The 16,741-nt window shown below is 36.6% G+C and carries 14 protein-coding genes, 1 other RNA gene and 1 other annotated feature; of the genes, 3 read left to right on the top strand and 12 right to left on the bottom strand.

Going from position 1 to position 16,741, the window contains the following annotated elements; all coding sequences use genetic code 11:
* Window positions 1–17: 17 nt before the first annotated feature.
* Window positions 18–800, bottom strand: a complete 783-nt coding sequence (locus tag GVV19_RS02295; RefSeq protein WP_159645191.1) for an NAD kinase — start codon at window positions 798–800, stop codon at window positions 18–20.
* Window positions 801–842: 42 nt separating this feature from the next.
* Between GVV19_RS02295 and GVV19_RS02290 the strand changes: the two genes are divergently transcribed.
* The gene (locus tag GVV19_RS02290) at window positions 843–1,385 is read left to right on the top strand and encodes a CYTH domain-containing protein (protein WP_159639925.1); all 543 of its coding nucleotides are present in this window, start codon (window positions 843–845) and stop codon (window positions 1,383–1,385) included.
* Here GVV19_RS02290 and GVV19_RS02285 read toward each other — a convergent pair.
* From GVV19_RS02285 to dnaX, 3 genes are read right to left on the bottom strand one after another with little or no spacing between them, the layout of a single operon-like run.
* The gene (locus tag GVV19_RS02285; protein ID WP_159645189.1) at window positions 1,351–2,217 is read right to left on the bottom strand and encodes a hypothetical protein; all 867 of its coding nucleotides are present in this window, start codon (window positions 2,215–2,217) and stop codon (window positions 1,351–1,353) included. The genes GVV19_RS02290 and GVV19_RS02285 overlap by 35 nt on opposite strands.
* A gap of 14 nt (window positions 2,218–2,231) precedes the next feature.
* The gene (recR, locus tag GVV19_RS02280) at window positions 2,232–2,822 is read right to left on the bottom strand and encodes a recombination mediator RecR (RefSeq protein WP_159634821.1); all 591 of its coding nucleotides are present in this window, start codon (window positions 2,820–2,822) and stop codon (window positions 2,232–2,234) included.
* 8 nt (window positions 2,823–2,830) lie between these two features.
* Window positions 2,831–4,702 (bottom strand): DNA polymerase III subunit gamma/tau, encoded by a 1,872-nt coding sequence (dnaX, locus tag GVV19_RS02275; protein ID WP_159645187.1) that lies wholly within the window; start codon window positions 4,700–4,702, stop codon window positions 2,831–2,833.
* Window positions 4,703–4,776: 74 nt separating this feature from the next.
* Here dnaX and GVV19_RS02270 point away from each other — a divergent pair, with 74 nt between their 5' ends.
* A complete protein-coding gene (locus GVV19_RS02270; RefSeq protein ID WP_159645184.1) occupies window positions 4,777–5,382 on the top strand; it encodes a sortase in 606 nt (201 codons plus the stop codon).
* Window positions 5,383–5,425: 43 nt separating this feature from the next.
* On the opposite strand, the gene GVV19_RS10745 is transcribed toward GVV19_RS02270, so the two are convergent.
* Together GVV19_RS10745 and ffs are read right to left on the bottom strand one after the other, a co-directional pair.
* Window positions 5,426–6,313 (bottom strand): GNAT family N-acetyltransferase, encoded by an 888-nt coding sequence (locus GVV19_RS10745; protein WP_201288182.1) that lies wholly within the window; start codon window positions 6,311–6,313, stop codon window positions 5,426–5,428.
* A gap of 25 nt (window positions 6,314–6,338) precedes the next feature.
* Window positions 6,339–6,426, bottom strand: an RNA gene (gene ffs, locus GVV19_RS02260) — signal recognition particle sRNA small type.
* 77 nt (window positions 6,427–6,503) lie between these two features.
* On the opposite strand from ffs, the gene GVV19_RS02255 reads away from it, so the two are divergent.
* Window positions 6,504–7,295: an HAD family hydrolase gene (locus GVV19_RS02255; RefSeq protein ID WP_159645182.1), complete on the top strand. Its 792-nt coding sequence runs from the start codon at window positions 6,504–6,506 to the stop codon at window positions 7,293–7,295.
* Window positions 7,296–7,349: 54 nt separating this feature from the next.
* Here GVV19_RS02255 and serS read toward each other — a convergent pair whose 3' ends face one another.
* The 6 genes from serS to GVV19_RS02225 all read right to left on the bottom strand — a co-directional run bounded on the left by serS (window position 7,350) and on the right by GVV19_RS02225 (window position 16,741).
* Window positions 7,350–8,639 (bottom strand): serine--tRNA ligase, encoded by a 1,290-nt coding sequence (gene serS, locus GVV19_RS02250; RefSeq protein WP_159645179.1) that lies wholly within the window; start codon window positions 8,637–8,639, stop codon window positions 7,350–7,352.
* Between the two features lie 34 nt (window positions 8,640–8,673).
* Window positions 8,674–8,865: a binding site (T-box leader), on the bottom strand.
* A gap of 97 nt (window positions 8,866–8,962) precedes the next feature.
* Window positions 8,963–11,473, bottom strand: coding sequence for a DNA gyrase subunit A (gene gyrA / locus GVV19_RS02245; protein ID WP_159645176.1), 2,511 nt, complete (start codon window positions 11,471–11,473; stop codon window positions 8,963–8,965).
* Between the two features lie 10 nt (window positions 11,474–11,483).
* Window positions 11,484–13,403 (bottom strand): DNA topoisomerase (ATP-hydrolyzing) subunit B, encoded by a 1,920-nt coding sequence (gene gyrB, locus GVV19_RS02240; protein WP_159645174.1) that lies wholly within the window; start codon window positions 13,401–13,403, stop codon window positions 11,484–11,486.
* Window positions 13,403–14,500, bottom strand: a complete 1,098-nt coding sequence (gene recF / locus GVV19_RS02235) for a DNA replication/repair protein RecF (RefSeq protein ID WP_236261682.1) — start codon at window positions 14,498–14,500, stop codon at window positions 13,403–13,405. The genes gyrB and recF overlap by 1 nt, the downstream gene beginning before the upstream one ends.
* Window positions 14,472–14,693, bottom strand: coding sequence for an RNA-binding S4 domain-containing protein (locus GVV19_RS02230; protein WP_159639941.1), 222 nt, complete (start codon window positions 14,691–14,693; stop codon window positions 14,472–14,474). The genes recF and GVV19_RS02230 overlap by 29 nt, the downstream gene beginning before the upstream one ends.
* Before the next feature lie 188 nt (window positions 14,694–14,881).
* Entirely contained in the window at window positions 14,882–16,741 is a 1,860-nt protein-coding gene (locus GVV19_RS02225; RefSeq protein WP_159645171.1) for a PTS fructose transporter subunit IIABC, read from the bottom strand.

Raw genomic sequence — 16,741 nt, 5'->3', positions numbered from 1 at the left:
TATATCCTGTTTTTTTTTTAGAATAGTGCATTTAAGCGAGTAATATGAGGTATCTCTTTGAAACGAGCAAAACGCATTATGTGGTCACTATTTCGAATCGTAATATCATGGATTGAATCTAAATGAACATGTAGATGATCATAGCAAAGCAATGCATGATCAAACGAGTCACTTGTAAGTCTAATTGTTGTATGTGGATTCATTACCAAAGGTGATCCTAAGCTTCGGGCATGGCGATGATGAATTCCAGATATTTCCGTCATCTGTAATAAATCAAGTCCCGGATAAATTACAGCTCCGCCAATAGAACGGTTATATGCAGTCGATCCGTATTGTCCTGAGATACATACGCCATTTCCTCTAAAGGTTTCAAAATATGAATCATCAATATGAATATCCATCGTTTGCGTCTTTACAATGTTTTCCACGCGAACTTCATTAAGTGCGTAGTAATGGGACACTTTCGTAGTATTTTTTAAAGTGACTTCTAAGATTCTCTTCTCATCAATGATTGGTTGTTTTGTTAATACATCCGCAATGAAATCATCAATTTGATCCTGTGTATAATCAGTTGAAAACCCTAAAGTTCCCGTATGAATACCCACAAACGAGACGTCTTCAACTTTATCAATATACTCGTGAAAGGCTTTCAACAAAGTACCGTCACCACCGACACAAATCACTAATTCTGGTTGATGCTCATCACGAACCATCCCACCTTCAGTTAATTTGCGTGTTACCAATTGGCAAATACTTTCTGATGCATTATCACCACGATGAATTGTTATAAATCGTTTCATAAGTTACTTCCTTTTCCTTTAGACATATTGTAACATAGTAATATGAAACATAACCTAGAGATTGAATACAAAACAATGTTGGATGAACCTTTATTTGACAAAATTAAGTCGAAATTGCCTTTCGATTCTGGTGTCAACCAACGCAATGATTACTACGATACACCCGATCGTCAACTGTATAGTATGGGCATCATGTGCCGTATTCGCACAGTCGACAATCGCTTCGAGTTTACAGTTAAAATTCCTCAAGAGGATGGGGTCATGGAACATGAGGTGCTCTTAGAAACAAAGACTTTAGACCACCCTTCCGTTATTAATTTTTTTAATCAGTTAAACTTGGACGTTAGCCAATTGGATTGCATTGCATATAGTGATACTCAACGCTATACGTATGATGATGCGTACGGATCTTGGTGCCTCGATGCATCCTCATTCGAGAATCACAACGACTTCGAGTTGGAATATGAGCTACATGAAGCAAACGAAAAAGCATATCCACACTATGTAGATATGCTCAATGAGTTAGATGTTGAATACCGTGAAGCAAAACCTAAATATATAAGGGCGTTAACTTCAGGCGCTTAAATTGATCTTCAAAATCACGCATCGAAGTTTTCGATACAATGACGAACTCAAGTTGATAAACTTCGAGTTCTTTTTTTAACCACGTTATAATACCAAGAAGTTCATAAAAGTGATTTTTTATTGATGAGCTTGGCAAGTAGATTTTAGTTAAACGCTCCGTATAATGATATGCGATAGGACCAATTCGCGATGTATTTTCAATATTGTAGGTCAAATTTTCTTGTAATTGTGTCCATGTCACGGCTATATCAGAAATTGCATTTCGGATTGTCTGTTCGTGGATATCTTCATAAATTAAATTCATCTCTACGCGAGCATTTATTGCTGCAAACCATTGATCGATACCAATTGTTTCTGCCTTCTTTAAGAGGTCAATCGCAACATCTCTGCCACCATCTACAAGATACAAGAACGATTCAAGTCTACTTGGTAAGACGAAGTCAACTTCACTTAGAAAGACTGGTCCTTTGAAAAATACGACATGGTCTAATTCGATTGATTGAATTTGCTTGGGCGCTTCCCCATCTTTAGTTGCATTCATAATGGACTCATGAAACGAAGGATAATCTTTGTATCCATTCATGTGTTGATACTCGTCCCATGTCCGCTTGATACTCATCGTTCGTACACTACGAGCACGCCCATATCCAATAATTCCCTTTTCCTTTGTTAAGGGGTGAATATAACGCTTGTCTATAAAGAACAACAATGAGCCCACATCAAAGCGTTCAAATCGCTTCGTACTAAGACGCCAAAAATTGATAGAACGATGACCATTACTTCTATGAAATTCTATCATTCTTTCGTCCGAAATATATGCGATTGAGCTCATTATGTTATCCTCCTTTACTTAATTTTATTACGTCCTTCAAAAGCCTTGATTAATGTCATATCATCGGCGTAATCGAGATGCCCTCCAATTGGAAGTCCAAAAGCCAAACGTGTAACATCAACTTTATCCTCAAGCCTTTTAGCAAGATATAATGAAGTCATTTCACCTTCAACTGTCGCATTCAATGCTAGAATCACTTCTTTTGATTCTAGAGATAGACGTTTTTCCAAACTTTCAATATTCAATTGATCAGGCATTATGCCCTTTTTCGTTGAGATCAGGCCATCAAGCACATGATAGACACCATGATACTCTTGTGTTTTTTCGATTGAGAAAACTTCTTTAGCACTTGAAACAACACAAATTGTATTTTGATCGCGAGTGTTATCTGCACATATGTCACAAATTTCTGTTTCTGTAAGATTATGGCATACTTTGCATGTTTTAATGTTTAATTTTATATTCATCAGATTGCTAGCAAATTCGTTGAGATCTTCAATGTTTGATTCCAACATTGTAAGTGCATAACGTTCTGCTGTTTTTTGACCAACTCCAGGTAGCATCTTAAATGATTCTATGAGTTGTTGCAGTGTTTTCGGATACATTATAACTCCTATTCAATAATTTCTACGGAATCACCAAATAGATTTAAGACACTATCAAGTGACTCATCAACAATTCGGGCATCTTCCGCATTATCTTCTGTTACTGTAAGTTCTTCAGGTAGAACAGGACTTGGTAATGTTCCTGCTTTATTAAGTTCAATAAATTTTGCGACCGCTTCTTGATACATATTTACTGAGATTGCTAAGATTGTTTTATCTTTATTGAAAATCACTTCGCTAAATTTATTGAGTTCGTGACGATTCCGTGCTTCACCAATTTCACGAACTTCAATTTCAGACTGCATCGCTACAACAACAAAGAATGGACTACTTAACACTACTTTACCGCCAGATAGTAATCTCGCTGATCGCGCCCATTGTGGTATATTTCGATACCTCTGAATTTGCGTAAATTGCTCTTCATCCGCTAATCTCAGTGACTTATCAGCAGTTACCATAAATCTTATAACCATATCAGTATCAATATTCTTTAGGCCAATACTATTTTCTGTATGTACAGGAGCAATATTTGATGAATTTTCTGAATCATCTACGACATCTTCGATTATTTCATGTTCAGTATCATCAAACTCAAACTGTATTGCGTCTTCCGGATTTGATATAACAACTTCTGGTTGTTTATTTACATCTTTTGTGAGTACTACTGGATCTAAGTCTGTAGCAACTTTCGAATTTACGGATTCCACTATCGGTTTTAAGTCTTTTGGAGTTTCAACTACAGTCTCTTGTTTATTTGTAACAAACTGCGTATCTTTTTGAGTTTGCTGCCCTTGCACTCTATCTGATTTATTCGAAAAATGATTAAATATGTCTAACATAGCAATCTCAAAGTACATTTCAGGTTGTTGTGAGAAACGCATCTTTTCTGCATACTCTAACAAGATATCAATCATTTTAAGACGGACATCTGTTGTAAATGCTTCTGATAAATAATGGACTAACGTATCTTCAGTTATTGTATTCATTTTAGTATACGTATAAATCAGACTATCTTTAAGGTTTTTTGTAATATCCATCACTAAGCGATCATAGCTGACTGATTGCATTTTCATACCTTGAATATTATCAATAAGTTGCTGCATATCACTTGCTGCAATATTTCTAAACATTTCCATTTTTCCATCAACTGATAGTACACCATTTGATGCATAGATTTGTTGCTTTGTAATCGGACCATCAGATAGCACAATTGCTTGCTCTAAAATAGTTAGTGCATTTCGCAATCCACCACCCGATAATGACGCAATCAATTCCGTTGCACCAGGTTCTGCACTTTCATGTTCTTGATCTAAAATACTGTCTAAACGCTCTGCAATTGCCAATTCAGGAATTCTTGTAAAATCGAATCTTTGGCACCTTGAAATGATGGTTGGAAGCACTTTATGAATCTCTGTAGTCGCAAGAATAAAGACAACATGACTTGGTGGTTCTTCTAATGTCTTTAATAGGGCATTAAATGCACCTTGCGTCAACATATGGACCTCATCAATAATATACACTTTATATTTACCTAAAATCGGTGTGTATTTAACACGTTCGATTAAACTTCGAATTTCATCTACACCGTTATTACTTGCTGCATCAATTTCAATTAAGTCAGGATGTGTATTATTTTGTACTGCAACACAGTTATCACACTGACCACAGATCAGTTCGGTTTCACTTGTACAGTTTACTGCACGTGCAAACAATTTTGCTGTTGAGGTTTTTCCGGTACCTCGGGGACCTGTTAAAAGATATGCATGCGATATCTTATCTTTTTTCACTGAATTTGTAAGGACTTCAACAATATGTTGTTGGCCGACTACTTCGTCCATCGTAGAAGGTCTGTATTTTCTATATAATGACTGATATGCCATGTTATCACCTATTATTCATTATATCATACGGTCTATTGGTTGTAATTACTTATTTGATTCCATATAATTAAGGTATGGAAAAGAAGAAAAAAGTAAATGTTCTTGGTATCATTGGGATACTAATGACTGTGCTGGGGCTCTCAATCATTGTTTACGATGTCGGTATCAAATACTTTGAACGTAAATCACAGGAACAGGAACTACAAAATTTTATGAATGCTCCTTTATTATCTGAAAACTCAGAACTTCCAGCTGAGACTGTTGATGCCAATGTATGGGGCTATATAGTTATTGAAAAACTAGGTGTTAATCATTTGATTGCTAAAACTAATGATTGGGACTATCTTTCTCGCTATGTAGTTGCATATGAAAGTTCTCCTGAACCTACAGGTAACGGAAACTTCGCTATTGCGGGCCACAATGGAAACTGTGCAAGCTGTGTCTTTAGAGATTTTGATAAACTTGAAATTGGTGATGAAGTAATACTTAACGATAAAAAGAATACTTATACTTATCGTATTGAAGATATTTCTACCGTTCATCATACGGATGTGTCGGTCTTGAATGATACTCCAGATGCTAGAACACTTACTTTAATTACATGTACAGAACAAACGACTGTTGATCCATGGCGAACTATCGTCAAGGCAACACAAATCAGTGAAGTACCGAACACATAAGTTTATGCTATAAAAAACATCAATCACTAAGATTGATGTTTTTTTATTTGATTTCCTTTTCCATCATTATATGATCAATCCCTGCGTCATCAAAGACTTCACCATATTCTTTATAGCCATTTTTTTCATAGAATGGTATTGCTTGAATCTGCGCACCCAATTCTAGTCGCTTAAACCCATTATTTTTCGCTTGTTTCTCTGCATCTTGGAGCAACTTTGTCCCTATTTTGAATTTCCGGTACTCTTTGAGCACTGCAACTCTTCCAACCTTGAGGGTATCTCCCTTTTTCACGTATCGAGCAGCTCCAACAACTTGATTATTAACAACCGCCATTACATGCATTACGTTCTCATCATTAGGTGAATCGTATTCATCTATTTCAAGGCTTATATCAACATTTTGTTCTTCAACAAACACTTTCTTCCTGACATCTAAGTATAGATTATAAGATTCATCATCAACACGTTTGATTTTTACTTCATTATTTCGTTTTTCTTTAAAAAATTCTTTCATAAGTAATCTCCCTTCAGATTCGAGTATGTTTGGGATTACCTTCGGGTAATGATTAAATCCCTGTATTTCAGACATATTCAATACTGATCCATAGCTACCACTATTTGGTTCATTAGCACCAAATACTACAGTATCTACATGAGCTTGAATCATTGCTCCTGCGCACATTTGACAAGGTTCGACAGTTACATAAACAGTACAACCACTTAAGTTCCAACTATTAAGTGATTTCCCCGCGGCATTCATGGCTTCAATTTCTGCATGTGCGCTTGTTCTATTGGTACTCTCTCTTAGATTGAATCCTTTACCTATAATTTTCCCGTCTTTTACTACAATAGCACCGACAGGTACTTCATCCATCTCATATGCCATTTTAGCTTGTTTTATAGCTTCTCTCATATACATTTCGTGATTCATGATTTATCACCTCATTTTGGATACAAAAAAAGCCACTACACACATAAGAGCTAAATTAAGGCTGCTGTATTCCTACCCTGACCTGGTTCATTAGATTATGTTGTAGTAGCATAGTTATTATAACAAATATGCAAATAAATGCAACGTTTCACGTGAAACATTTATGATATAATTTCACTGGAGGTAGCATATGCCAAAACTATTTGTAAGTGACATGGATCACACCCTTCTGAACGATAATTCAGAGTTGCCAAAAGATTTCAAAGAAACACTAGACCTACTAAACAGTAGTGATTCCGGACTTGTTCTAGCTTCCGGAAGAACACTCTTTAGTATTAAAAACAAAGTTAAAGATTTTAAACATGAGATCAATTTTATCTCAGACAATGGCGCAATTGTCGAGTATAACGGTAAAATTATCTATAAGTCTGTATTTTCTCAGGAAGATATTGAAGAAGTCCTAGTACCCATTCGTAAAGCAAAAGAAACTTCAATCATTGCATCGTCTCTAACGAGTGCTTATGTTGAAGTCTACAATGATGACCATAAACAAAAGCTGTATGAATATTATCTCGACTATAATATAGTTGACGATATATCAAAGGTGGATGATGATATAATCAAAGTCACTATGCTAAGTCTTGATAATACAGTTGATAATTACAAAAACTTTATAGAACCTGCCCTATCAAGCAGTTATAATGCTGTTACTGCCGGTAAAATCTGGATTGATGTCATGCATAGCAATGTCGATAAAGGCGAAGGTCTTAAACATCTACTCGAAGAAATGAATATAGATCGAGATGACGTAGTCGCATTTGGTGATTATCATAACGACATTGGAATGCTTGAGCTAGCGGGTATTGGTTATGCTGTTAAAAATGCACATGATGATGTCAAACAAATTGCTGATTTTGTAATTGAAGACAATAATTCTGCCCCTGTTACTCGAATTATTAAAGAATACTTAGCAAAACAATAAATAATGAACCTAAAAAAGGAGATAATCTTACGATTAACTCCTTTTCTTTGTGATTTATTTAGATACAGGAACCATTTTCTCTTTAAATCCCATATAAGGTCTTAACGCTTCAGGAATTAGTACCGAACCGTCTTCTTGAAGGTTATTCTCTAAAAATGCGATAAGCATACGCGGAGGTGCAACAACAGTATTGTTTAAGGTATGTGCAAATACGCGTCCATCTTTTGTATCAATTCTTATTTTTAGTCTTCTTGCTTGAGCATCAGTAAGGTTTGAGCAACTTCCTACTTCAAAGAATTTCTTTTGACGAGGACTCCATGCTTCAACATCAACAGATTTGTGTTTCAGATCAGCTAAATCTCCTGAGCAACACTCTAAAACTCTGACTGGAATATCTAGACTTCGGAAGTAATCAACTGAATTTTTGTACATTTCTTCAAATAATGCAGCACTTTCTTCCGGTTTACATACAATAACCATTTCTTGCTTCTCAAACTGGTGTATTCTATATACTCCGCGCTCTTCTATTCCATGTGCACCTACTTCTTTACGGAAGCAAGGTGAGTAGCTAGTGAGGCGTTGTGGCATCTTTGATTCAGGGTTGATTGTATCAATAAACTTACCAATCATTGAGTGTTCACTGGTACCAATTAAGTACAGATCCTCACCTTCAACCTTATACATCATATTTTCCATTTCTTCGAAGCTCATTACACCAGTTACAACATGACTACGGATCATATATGGTGGAATGACATAGTCATAGCCACGATCAATCATGAAGTCTCTTGCGTATGCAGTGACAGCTGAATGAAGACGCGCAACATCCTTTTGTAAGTAGTAGAAGCCTTGTCCACTAACTTTTCGCGCTGCATCTAAGTCGATTCCATCGAATGACTCCATAATATCTACGTGATAAGGGACTTCAAACGGTTTTTCTACCATTTCACCATGACGTGAACGCTCGACATTTTCGGTGTCATCTCTTCCTAAAGGAACATCATCAGCAATTAAGTTCGGTATTTGCATTAAGAGTTGTTGTAATTTCTCAAATACTGGTTCTTCATTCTGCTCAATTTCTTCAAGTTCTTTAGCAAATGCTTGAACCTGCTCTTTAATGGCGTTTGCTTCATCGATTTTCTTTTGACCCATTAGTTTACCAATTTCCTTACTTAATGAGTTTCTTTGTCCACGTAATTCATCTGCACGTGTCTTTAAACCACGATATTCAATGTCCAATGCAATGATTTCATCGACCATTGGTAGTTTGTGATCTTGGAATTTTTTCTTGATATTCTCGCGAATAATATCCGCATCAGTTCTAAATAGATTAATATCTAACATAACTATCTCTCCTAAAATAAAAAAAACACCCTCATTAAGGGACGGATTTACCGTGGTGCCACCCTTTTTCGAATGTTTCACGTGAAACATTCCTTTAACAGATAACGGCTGTCTTCCGAATTTAATCTCTCAAGGGTAGATCTATAATCAATTAATAATACCTCTCACCAACAGTATCTCTCTTTAAATAACTTACGACTATATTATTCCCTCTCACTGAGTTTAAGATAATTATAGCCATTACTGTATTTATTGTCAAATTAGTGAGTTTTGATTATGAATAAAGAAAAAGCATACGATAAATCGTATGCTTTTGTACTATATTATTCTGAATCTACAGTTTCTGTTTCAACTACTGTATCATCGTGTGACTTATCATCGATATCAGAGTCAGAAATTTCTTCACTAACTTTCAACACAGCGACTGAAGCAACAGCGTCATTTTCTCCAACATTGATAATTCGAACACCAATCGTTGAGCGACCATATATTCCTATATTTGCAACTTCTGTTCGGATTACAGTTCCATCACTTGAAATAACAAGAAGCTCTTCATCACCTGCCACAGCTCGAAGTGATACGAGATTACCGTTCTTCTCAGTAATATTAACTGTTTTAACACCTTTAGCACCACGTTTTGTTAATCGATACTCATCTAATTCAGTACGTTTACCATAACCTTTTTCAGTAATGGCTAAAATATACTTACCTTCACGGTCAGTTGCAACCCCTACAACGATTCCACCATCAACATCGAATCCTCGAACACCAGATGCGGTACGTCCCATTGGTCTAACTTCATTTTCGTCAAAGCGAACTGCTTTACCGTTGTCTCCACCAATGATAATTTCATTTGAACCATCAGTCATTTTGACAGCCACGAGTTCATCGTCTTCGCGTAGCGTAATTGCAATTTTACCATTTTGTCGAATTGACTCAAACTCACTCACTGCAACACGTTTGACGATACCTTGTCGAGTTACGAAGAATGCATATTTAGAGTCTTCATCATCTCTAGGTACTTTCACCAGTGTACGTACTTCTTCACCTTCATCCAGAGAGAGTAAGTTGACGACTGGAATTCCTTTAGCAGTTCTACTTGCTGCTGGAACATTAAATCCGCGCATTCTATACACTTTACCTTTATTAGTAAAGACTAGTAAGTAATCATGAGTTGAAAGAGCTAGGAATTGATCAATTTCATCTTCATCGTATGTCGCCATACCTTTAACACCCTTACCACCTCTATTTTGAACATTAAAGGAGTCTATAGTTGTACGCTTAATATAACCATTCATGGTCATCGAAATTACGATATCTTCTTCAGGTATCAAATCTTCATCAAGCATATCGATATCTGCTTCTATAACCTCAGAGCGTCTTGGATCACCAAATTTAGTCTTAATTTCTTCTAAATCTGTCTTAATGATATCTAAAACACGACTGTGATTTGCAAGAATATCTTTTAAATCTTCTATTGTCAGTGTTAACTCTGCGTATTCTGCATCGAGTTTTTCACGTTGCAATCCAGTCAAACGTCTGAACTGCATATCTAAGATAGCTTTAGATTGGATTGCTGTAAGACCAAATCTCTCATTGAGACGACTACTTGCCTCAGCATCATCATTTGAATTTCTAATAATTGTCATTACTTCATCGATATTATCGAGCGCAATGATCATTCCTTCGAGAATATGAGCACGTTCTTCAGCTTTTCGCAGTTCGAATCGTGTTCTTCGTGTGATAATCTCAATTTGGTGATCTCGATAATATCCTAGTATTTCAAGAAGGTTAAGCAATTTTGGTCTATTATCAACCAACGCTAACATATTTACACCAAATGTCGATTGCATTGCTGTTAAACGATATAGTTGGTTTAATACAACTTCTGGTTGTATTTCGCGACGTAATTCAATAACTATTTTGATACCGACTCGGTTTGACTCATCTCTTAAGTCAGTAATCCCTTCAATTTCTTTATCCCGAACAAGACTAGCGATTTTCTCAACAAGATTCGCTTTATTTACTTGATAAGGTATTTCAGAAATTGTAAGAACCGGCTTCCCATTAGGTAACTCAGTGATATCAACTTTAGCACGCATAACTACAGATCCGCGACCAGTTTCAAATGCTGACTTAATACCTGAGCGTCCAAGTAAATAAGCTCCTGTTGGGAAATCTGGACCAAAAATATACTCATCCATCAATTCTTTAATTGTGATTTCTGGATTATCAATTAATGCAATTGTAGCATCAACGACTTCTCCTAAGTTATGAGGAGGGATATTCGTCGCCATCCCGACAGCAATCCCCGTTCCACCATTAACTAAAACATTCGGAAAACGTGAAGGTAGAACCGAAGGTTCTGTCTCTTCTCCGTCATAGTTAGGTTGAAAATCAACAGTTTCTTTATTAATATCGCGCATCATTTCCATCGAAATTTTGGACATACGAGCTTCTGTATAACGCATCGCAGCAGCGCCATCGCCATCAATGGACCCAAAGTTACCATGGCCATCAACTAGCATGTAACGATAAGAAAAGTCTTGTGACATACGAACCATTGATTCATAAACAGCAATATCACCGTGAGGGTGATACTTACCAATTACGTCCCCAACGATACGTGCTGATTTCTTATACGGTTTATCACTCGTCATACCCAAATCACTCATCGCGTATAGAATACGACGGTGAACAGGTTTCAATCCATCACGTACATCTGGAAGGGCACGTGAGACAATAACGGACATTGCATATGAAACGAAAGATTTCTTCATTTCATCAGAAATACTACGCGATTTTACGCGATCAAATTCTTTATTCTCTTCCATTTTTCCCTCCCTAGATATCTAAATCTGCATATTCTGCATTTTCTTGAATAAACTGGCGACGAGGTGCAACTTCATCACCCATTAGCGTTTCAAAAATCATATCTGCTTCCATTGCATCTTCAATATCAACACGAATAAGCGTACGTGTTTGAGGATCCATGGTTGTTTCCCATAGTTGCTCTGGATTCATTTCACCAAGACCCTTGTATCGCTGAACGTTGAAACGATCACCGAATTCAGGTTTGAGCTCTTCTAACTCTTCATCGCTATAGGCATAAGCCATTTTATTTCCACGAGAAATTTTATACAAAGGTGGCTGAGCAATATATACAAAGCCTCCTTCAATGACTGGACGTAAGAAGCGGTAAAAGAAAGTTAAAAGTAACGTTCTAATGTGCGCACCGTCTACGTCAGCATCGGTCATGATAACGATTTTATGATATCTCAATTTCTCAAGATTCATTTCTTCACCAATTCCCGTACCGAATGCTGTAAGCATCATGCGAATTTCATTGTTGTCAAAGATTCGGTGTAAACGAGCTTTTTCGACGTTGATAACCTTACCACGTAGAGGAAGAATTGCTTGGAATTTACTATCTCGACCTTGTTTTGCACTTCCGCCAGCGGAATCCCCCTCGACGAGGTAGATTTCACTTTCGGCCGGGTTACGATTTGAACAGTCTGCAAGTTTTCCAGGTAATGATGATACTTCAAGAGCACCTTTACGGCGTGTCAATTCCCGTGCTTTACGAGCGGCAACACGTGCTTTTGATGCAACTAGAGCTTTATCAATGATTATTTTTGCATCGTCTGGATGCTCCATTAAGAAACGTTCAAATTGATTTCCAAAGATATTAGAAACAATCTTACGTACTTCACTATTTCCAAGTTTAGTTTTTGTTTGCCCCTCATATTGAGGATCTGGATGTTTTACAGAGATTATAGCAGTGAGTCCTTCACGAACATCATCACCCAAGAATCCATCTTCTTCTTTTTTCAATAGATTATTTTCTTTAGCGTAATTATTAATAACTCGTGTTAAAGCAAGACGGAAACCATCTTCGTGCGTTCCCCCCTCTTGGGTATTAATATTATTTGTAAATGAATAGATATTTGGAACAAATCCATCATTATACTGCATCGCAACTTCAACTTGAATTTGATCTTCTTCGCCTTCGACGTAAACAATCTCTTCATGAATTACTTGGCGATTTCTATTCATAAAATGAACATACTCAAGAATTCCATTTTCATAATGGAATTCGTTGACGCGTGACTCCTCAGGCTCTCTCTCATCAATAAATGTAATCTTAATTCCTTTATTCAAGAAAGCCATTTGACGTAAGCGATCACGTAATACATCAAATGAGTACTCTGTTGTTTCTTTAAAGATTTCTGGATCAGCTTTAAATCTAACTTCTGTCCCTTGACGATCAGTTTTTCCACGTTCTTCTAATGGAATGGCAGTGTGGCCACCATTTTCGAAACGAAGATAATACTCAATACCTTCTTTAAAAATAGATACTTCTAAGAAAGTAGACAAGGCATTAACAACGGATGCCCCAACCCCATGAAGTCCACCAGAAACTTTATAGGCGCCACCACCGAATTTACCTCCGGCATGAAGCACAGTATAAATTGTTTCTGCAGTAGAAACACCAGTTTTTTCGTGAATTCCAACTGGAATACCACGACCATTATCAGAAACAGTGACAATGTTATCTTTGTCGACAGTAACTGTAATTTCACTTGCGAAACCAGCTAAAGCCTCATCAATACCATTATCAACAATTTCCCATACCAAATGGTGCAAACCACGAGCAGATGTACTCCCTATGTACATCCCAGGACGTTTACGAACAGCTTCTAATCCCTCTAATACTTGAATATCTTCTGAAGTATAAGAATGTTCTACTTTGTTTGATGCCATTAAATTACCTCCTTATGAATAATTCCTTTATTAACGTGAAACACATTTAAGTTTCTTTCTGTTTGTATAAATTGCATATCAGTCGTTGTAATAAATACTTGTACGGCGTCTGGAATCATTTTCAGAACCATTTTACGACGTGACTCATCTAACTCCGAAAATAAATCATCCAAGCATAATATTGGATAAGCCCCTTGCAACTCATAAACCAACGAGACAAGCGCAAGTTTAAACGCAATCATGAGCATTCGTTTCTGTCCTTGAGACGCAGTATTGATAACAGGAACTCCATCCATCTTAAATACGTAGTCATCTCGATGAATTCCCACTTGCGTTGCACGTAAATCTAAATCTCTTTGGTGCATTTCTTGCATACGTTTCGTTAGATTAGCAAGAATCGAACTATCAACACTTACAGGGCTCCTATACTCGAAATTAACACGAGTCGATGTTTGACTCATTGCTTGGTAAAATCTTTCTACAACTGGCTCTAAACGAGCAATAAATGCATTTCTTTGCTTGATAATCGGAATTTGATACTCAATTAGCTGGCTATCCAATATTTCCAATAAACCAAAATCAATATTTCTTGATTTCAATAATGCATTACGTTGTGTTAAGACCTGTGTATATCTAGACAAAATGCCAATATAATCTTTAGAAAGTTTTCCTAATTCAAAATCAACACTTCTACGTCGAATTTTGGGTGCATCCGTAAAAAAATTTAAATCATCAGGATTGAATAATATTACATTACAATACCCGATAAAATCACTTAACTTTTTCAATGGTGAATGATTAACCTGTAAATATTTTCCTTGCTCGCTAACAACTATTTTCAAAAGGTGTCCCGAATCCATAACTGCTTCGGCTTTCGCAAATTCTTTTCCATTTTGAATCAGAATTTTATCATCATTGACTCGAAACGATCTGCCTGAACCTAAAAAAACTATCGATTCGATGATATTTGTCTTACCTTGACCATTGTTTCCAACAAACACTGTAATATTTTCCGGAAAATCGAGACTTACGTCATCAACATTTCGAAATTGTTTAAGTTCAAGTTGCTTAATCTGCATCTTCTTCAGAGATTTCATGCATATTCCCGTTAATCACAACTTGATCACCAGGGTAAAGTTTCTTTCCACGACGATTTTCATTTTCGCCGTTTACTTGAATGGAGAATGTATGAATAAGGTGTTTAGCTTCCCCACCCGATTGCACATAGTCCATAACTTTTAGAAACTGTCCAAGTGTTATGTAGTCTCCTTCTTTTTTCATATTATCCATCCTTTTTTTAACTCCTCTATTTTATCATATTTTACGATAAAATGCACGTATATGAATAATCATAAAAGTCCTATATTAGTGGGTTTGATGACATTTTTTTACACAAAAAAAAACAACCGAATATGCACCTTCAAAAATTATTTTTTTAAGATGAGTGCATTCGGTTGTTTTTATGTTTTATATGTTAATTATTTGGATAAAATACCCATAATGAATCCGCTAATTATTGATCCAATTGCAATATAAGCAATGTATAGAACTGGTTGCGAAACAAGGAATATTACGAAGATACCACCGTGAGGCGCACTTACCATAATATTTGATGCAAGTACAAGTGCACCGGTAACTGCGGACCCAACTACAAAACTTGGAATGATTCGTAATGGATCTTTTGATGCAAAAGGAATTGCTCCTTCAGTAATGAAAGATGCCCCTAAGACAGCATTAGTAAGTCCGGCTTGTTTCTCTTCAACTGTAAATTTATCTTTGAAAAATAGTGTGGCAACAAATACTGCAAGCGGCGGTACCATACCAGCCGCCATAACGGCTGCCATGACACTACTTCCTCCCACAGATGCTGTAGCAAGCGTTCCTGTACCAAAAACATAGGCCGCTTTGTTAACTGGACCCCCTAAGTCAATTGCCATCATAGCCCCTAAGAGCAATCCTAGGATAACAGCATTCGTGCCTGACAAGTTCAGCAGGAAGTTGTTCATCATATCATTAATCGTTTTCATTGGTACATTAACAATAAGCATTATTGCACCAGTAATGAGGACACCTAAGAGAGGATATAACATGATATTTTTTAATCCATTCAGTGAATGGGGCAGTCCATTGAGCATTTTCTTCACAAAATTGACTACATACCCTGCCACAAATCCACCAATTAGTGCGCCAAGGAAACCTGCGCCACCAGTGCTAGCAATTCCACCTGCAACAAATCCTGCTACAAGGCCCGGACGATCTGCAATACTGTAGGCAATGTAACCAGCTAATACTGGAAGCATGAATCCAAATGCTGCACCACCAATTTTATTTAGAGATGCAGCTAATTCATTGTAACTACCCAATTGACCTAAGCTATCTTGTGGTACACCTATCAACTGGTCGACCAAAAATGAAAGTGCAATAACAATTCCACCACCAATAACAAATGGGAGCATATAAGACACACCACTCATTAGATGTTTATAGATTCCTTTTTTCTCATCTCGTGGTGAATCTTGAGCCTTCTCACTATGAATAGGAGTATTATCAGAAAGTGCTTCTTCAAATAATTTTTGTGGTTCTTTAATTGCTTTAGCTACTGGGACTGCAATCATTTTTTTACCATCAAATCGTGATGTTTCAACCTTGATGTCAGCAGCAACAATCACAGCATCAGCATTCTCAATATCAGCCTTCGACAACTGATTGCCAACACCTGAAGTTCCGTTAGTTTCAACTTTTACATCAATGTTCAACTTCTTTGCAATTTCTTGAAGTTTCTCTGCTGCCATATATGTGTGTGCGATTCCTGTTGCACATGCTGTCACTGCTACAACTTTTTTATGATTATGTAAATCATTCGTTTCGATATTATTAGTAGTATCTTCTATTGAGAATGCTTCGATTATTTCTGAATACGTTGAGGCATTTTTTAGTTCTAGCACAACATCGGAATGCATGAGTTTACCCGATAATTCTGCGAGAATCTTAAGATGCTCATTCCCTGAATTTTCCGGAGTAGCAATCATAAAGAATAAATGCACGGGCTTGTCATCCATGCTTTCGAAATTCACTCCACCAGTACTTCTTCCAAATAAAACAACTGTTTCTGTAACTATATTGCTCCGACCATGAGGGATTGCAATTCCATCTCCAACACCAGTCGTACTTACAGCTTCTCTTTCAAGAAGTACATCTAAGAATTGATTTGCATCACTAACAAATCCTTGTGCCTTTAGATATTCAGACATTTCTAAAAGCACAGATTTCTTATCATTTTCTTTCAAATCAAAAATAATACTATTACTTTTAAGCACATCACTAATTTTTAATTCCAT

Origin of the sequence: Erysipelothrix anatis (assembly GCF_009828745.1) — a bacterium.
GTDB lineage: Bacteria > Bacillota_I > Bacilli_A > Erysipelotrichales > Erysipelotrichaceae > Erysipelothrix > Erysipelothrix anatis.
Note: the sequence above shows the minus strand (reverse complement) of the source record. Positions and strands in the feature narration are given on the sequence as shown.

Excerpts from the sequence above, each read along its gene's own strand:
- GVV19_RS02295 (WP_159645191.1), bottom strand. The coding sequence starts at position 800 with ATGAAACGATTTATAACAATTCATCGTGGTGATAATGCATCAGAAAGT.
- GVV19_RS02290 (WP_159639925.1), top strand. The coding sequence starts at position 843 with ATGAAACATAACCTAGAGATTGAATACAAAACAATGTTGGATGAACCT.
- GVV19_RS02285 (WP_159645189.1), bottom strand. The coding sequence starts at position 2,217 with ATGAGCTCAATCGCATATATTTCGGACGAAAGAATGATAGAATTTCAT.
- recR (WP_159634821.1), bottom strand. The coding sequence starts at position 2,822 with ATGTATCCGAAAACACTGCAACAACTCATAGAATCATTTAAGATGCTA.
- dnaX (WP_159645187.1), bottom strand. The coding sequence starts at position 4,702 with ATGGCATATCAGTCATTATATAGAAAATACAGACCTTCTACGATGGAC.
- GVV19_RS02270 (WP_159645184.1), top strand. The coding sequence starts at position 4,777 with ATGGAAAAGAAGAAAAAAGTAAATGTTCTTGGTATCATTGGGATACTA.
- GVV19_RS10745 (WP_201288182.1), bottom strand. The coding sequence starts at position 6,313 with ATGAATCACGAAATGTATATGAGAGAAGCTATAAAACAAGCTAAAATG.
- GVV19_RS02255 (WP_159645182.1), top strand. The coding sequence starts at position 6,504 with ATGCCAAAACTATTTGTAAGTGACATGGATCACACCCTTCTGAACGAT.
- serS (WP_159645179.1), bottom strand. The coding sequence starts at position 8,639 with ATGTTAGATATTAATCTATTTAGAACTGATGCGGATATTATTCGCGAG.
- gyrA (WP_159645176.1), bottom strand. The coding sequence starts at position 11,473 with ATGGAAGAGAATAAAGAATTTGATCGCGTAAAATCGCGTAGTATTTCT.
- gyrB (WP_159645174.1), bottom strand. The coding sequence starts at position 13,403 with ATGGCATCAAACAAAGTAGAACATTCTTATACTTCAGAAGATATTCAA.
- recF (WP_236261682.1), bottom strand. The coding sequence starts at position 14,500 with ATGAAATCTCTGAAGAAGATGCAGATTAAGCAACTTGAACTTAAACAA.
- GVV19_RS02230 (WP_159639941.1), bottom strand. The coding sequence starts at position 14,693 with ATGGATAATATGAAAAAAGAAGGAGACTACATAACACTTGGACAGTTT.
- GVV19_RS02225 (WP_159645171.1), bottom strand. The coding sequence starts at position 16,741 with ATGGAATTAAAAATTAGTGATGTGCTTAAAAGTAATAGTATTATTTTT.